3 protein-coding genes are annotated in these 3,641 nt (G+C 51.9%); all 3 read left to right on the forward strand.

Going from position 1 to position 3,641, the window contains the following annotated elements; translation table 11 throughout:
* Nucleotides 1–381 precede the first annotated feature (381 nt).
* Nucleotides 382–1,512, forward strand: coding sequence for a DUF4433 domain-containing protein (locus tag KJ653_09710; protein ID MBU0686103.1), 1,131 nt, complete (start codon nt 382–384; stop codon nt 1,510–1,512).
* Between the two features lie 754 nt (nt 1,513–2,266).
* Nucleotides 2,267–3,214, forward strand: a complete 948-nt coding sequence (locus tag KJ653_09715) for a DNA cytosine methyltransferase (protein ID MBU0686104.1) — start codon at nt 2,267–2,269, stop codon at nt 3,212–3,214.
* Nucleotides 3,211–3,641, forward strand: a 431-nt coding sequence (locus KJ653_09720; GenBank protein ID MBU0686105.1) for a hypothetical protein, incomplete at its 3' end; no start/stop codon positions are given. The genes KJ653_09715 and KJ653_09720, both read left to right, overlap by 4 nt.

Here is a 3,641-nt window from a genome sequence, read left to right on the forward strand (position 1 = left end):
CAGGCATCGCGATATCGGGGTTCCTATCCTGAGAACACCAATCGGGACACTACTGGAAGCTCCTCTCGACGGGGGTCCCATTGGGTTGACGGTTGTGAAACCTTGCACTGCTTGCCATCAAGGAAGTACCCGTCGTGAAAGTTCTGTGGTCCGTTCGGGTCCAACTTCTTGTTTGAACATTGCGAGGATTTTTCCCTTGCAAATGTTGGGTCCGAAGGGGCCTGAACTACCCATCTGTGAGACGAAACGGTGTCTGCTACACTAAACAACAGAGAATCGGCGTGATGACTATGGATTCGCCTACCTTTAGCCAAAATCTATAAAGGCCTCCAGATGATAGCAGCATCCCCGCTCTACTCACGAGTCTCGGGAATGGTCTGAATGCCCGTATCTAGATCCAGAACATACAATGTCAGACAGCTCTTCTACATCGCCCCGGCGCATAACGTCCCGTCTATCCTGCAGCGTGGTATTCTGTCTCATGCCAAGGTGGAGGAGGAAGGCATAGGGCACGAGACAATATATGACGAATCGATAGTCACAATGCGCGGAGGTAAGCAGGCGCCTTCTCGAAGGCTTCTTCGCGAGTATGCGAATCTGTTCTTTCAGCCAAAAAACGCGATGCTTCTAAGAGTTCTCGGATATCGTAAGGCTCCGGATCTTGCAATAATCGGTGTTGACCGCTCAGTACTCGATATCCCAGGGGTCTTCGTGACGAACGGGCTAGCGGCAAGATCAGAGACTCGTTTTCATCCTGGACTACATTGGCGAAGAGTGGTCTACGAGTGCGAGCAAGCTCTAGTTGGTGGCGACTGGTCAACAGCCACAAAAAGCAGGCGGATGGCTGAGTGCCTCGTACCAGATGTTGTTCCCTCGAAGTACATCCAGATGGTCTACGTCCCAAGCATAGATGCAAAGAACCAGTTGAAGAGCCTGTGTAGTGGGAGTTTGCCCTCCCATGTAGAGATTGTCGCTGATGGAGAGATGTTCTTTCTGCCCCGGATACGAAGTGAGATTGGAGAGCATCTCGTAGTCAGGGACGGGAACATGTTCCTCTCAGGAATGCAAACCCTCACCATCAGCGTGAACTGTGTGGGTGTCATGGGCAAAGGTTTAGCTTCGAAGGCGAAGTATCTGTTCCCCGATGTCTACGGCGTGTACAAAGACCTGTGTCAGAAGCATCAACTTCGGTTGGGAGAGCCTTACCTATACAAGCGTGAGGAGAGTTACGACCTGCTTGACACCCCGGAAGACGTGGAATCACCAAACGATAGTGTCTGGTTTCTTCTCTTTCCGACAAAAGGCCACTGGAGTGAGAAAGCGAGCTTGGTCGACATAGAGAAGGGGCTGGAGTGGTTGGTTGACAACTACGAGGGAGAAGGCATCGAGTCTCTTGCAGTCCCCGCACTCGGTTGTGGACTTGGAGGGCTGAGATGGGAAGATGTGTCGAAGGTACTCTATCGGCATCTAGGTAAGCTGTCAATTCCTGTCGAGATTTATCGGCCTGCGTAGTTCGAGAGCCTGACGCAGATTGCTCCCATATCCTCCAACTTGCTTTCTGCTCGGGGGCAAGCTCAAACAGAGTGGGCCTGAAGGGGCCTGAACCTCAATATCGGCCAGATTATGGCAATGCCCGAACGCGAGCGGCGGGAGCGTAGGCATCTTCTTTCGCCTCGACAAACTATGTTCTGCTGTCATATTACTTCCGAACTACGGCCTCGTGAATTCTCTAAGCATTTTTCTGAGATTTCTCTGAACATTCTCTGAACACTCTTCTGAACATTTTCTGAAGACTTCTCTGAAGATTCTCCGAATATTTTTCCGGGCCAGACAGTTACCTGTATTCGGTCACCTTATGCATACCGCCTAAATCACCGGTATTGTAGCCTAATCGAGCCTGATTGATTCTCGAGTCTGCGAGCGATGCTACTTCACCACGCCTTGCCTGACGTGGTCCTCGAACATGATCGCGAGTCCTATCCTTGCTCCGACCAAGAGTCTCATAACGATATGCTCGTAGTCTCGCCAGGCGTTCTCAACCGCTTTGTCCCTCATTTGACTGACTCCGCTTCGTGGTTTTGCTGGTCACCAAGGCGAGTTCGAATCCCTTCAGACCCACACAATGGTGAAGAAGAGACAGAAGAAGACTTGTGTCCCTCGCCTCGGAGAAGCCCACAGCGAAGGCAACCTGAGAGGTCGTCGGACTCAGTTGAACTCGTGTGTCTATTTGCCGACCTCGACGCTAGGGATATATACCATTCCCAGAATGGAGAGAGGTGAAGTGACTCAACACAAGAAGAGATTCCAAGCACTGTCCCTGTTCTCAGGTGGGATGGGGTTCGATATTGGGCTGTTCCAGACTGGTAGGTTTGAAATCAAAGCTTGCGTGGAGAAGGTTCCCGCTTTTTGTGAGACGATCCGAAGGAACCGAGATTCTGGGCGGATTGACCCCCACATCAAGGTCTACGAAGGCGACATAAAGAAACTGGACCCCAGCCAAGTCATGGCAGACCTCCAGATTGAGAAGGGTGAAATCGATGTCGTGGTCGGAGGGCCTCCATGTCAGAGCTTCAGCACCGCTGGAAGGAGAGGGACAGTTCAGGATCCAAGAGGTTCCCTTCTTTGGGAGTTTTTGCGGTTTGTCGATTCAATGAGGCCGAAGATGTTCCTAATGGAGAATGTGAGGGGATTAATGTCCGCTGCCGTGAGGCACCGGCAAATAAGCGAACGCCCGGACAAAGGTGGCCCTCCTTTGGCCGTCGATGAGCAACCAGGTTCGGTTATCAGACTCTATCTAGGCGATCTTCATGACCAATATCGGATGGATTGCTTTGAGGTGAACGCAGTTAACTATGGTGTTCCTCAGATGCGAGAGCGGGTCATTTTCATTGGCAACAGGTACAATCGAATAGTAGATTTTCCCAGGCCCACTCATGCTAATGTGCAACCCGACAACTCGGAATGGTTCACATCTGAAGAGAATCGAATGAAACCATTCAGTACGATTGGCGAGGCTTTGAACGGACTGAATGAGAAGAACCCTGTAGTGTTGGATTTCAGTCCGAGGAAGAAGAGCTATCTCTCAATGATACCGCCGGGTGGCAACTGGCGTTCTCTACCAGATGAAGTAGCAAGAGAATCGATGGGAAGGGCGTATTACGCAAAAGGAGGAAGGTCAGGCCGGATCCCCGTCGAACGACCGAGGAGATTGTGAAGAAAGCTGCTCTGGCCTGCTGGTTTCGAGTCCGCTATACGCAATCCTTCACCGAGGAAAAGGACACATGGAGAAGGCCGCGAAAAGTCCGTTCGATCTGCCTCGACAAAATAGAGCCGCTGGTGGAGAGCCTGAGGGACCTCCGTGCGGGAGGCGTGGAGGTGACCATGCCCTGGGAGTTCTTTCGAGAGGAGAATCCCCCAGAGTTCAAAGGAATCCTGCGCTCTCCGGACTTGAGAGGGCCTTTGCGGCTTCTCATCTATCAGAACAAGGAGGCTGAGTGGATCCGTCCGAGTCTGCTCGAGTGGGACGCGTATCTTGAACACGTAAGGAAGGAACTGGAGCCCTTCTACGATGCCTATGCTCAAGCGGTCTTTGAGAGCGTCGAGAGCGGAGGGATGACGAAGGAGCTGAAGGACTTCTACGA

The organism is Candidatus Thermoplasmatota archaeon, assembly GCA_018814355.1.
Lineage (GTDB): Archaea > Thermoplasmatota > Thermoplasmata > UBA10834 > UBA10834 > COMBO-56-21.

Bases quoted from the DNA above. Each gene is read 5' to 3' on its own strand.
- KJ653_09710 (MBU0686103.1), top strand. From the start codon at position 382: ATGCCCGTATCTAGATCCAGAACATACAATGTCAGACAGCTCTTCTAC.
- KJ653_09715 (MBU0686104.1), top strand. From the start codon at position 2,267: ATGGAGAGAGGTGAAGTGACTCAACACAAGAAGAGATTCCAAGCACTG.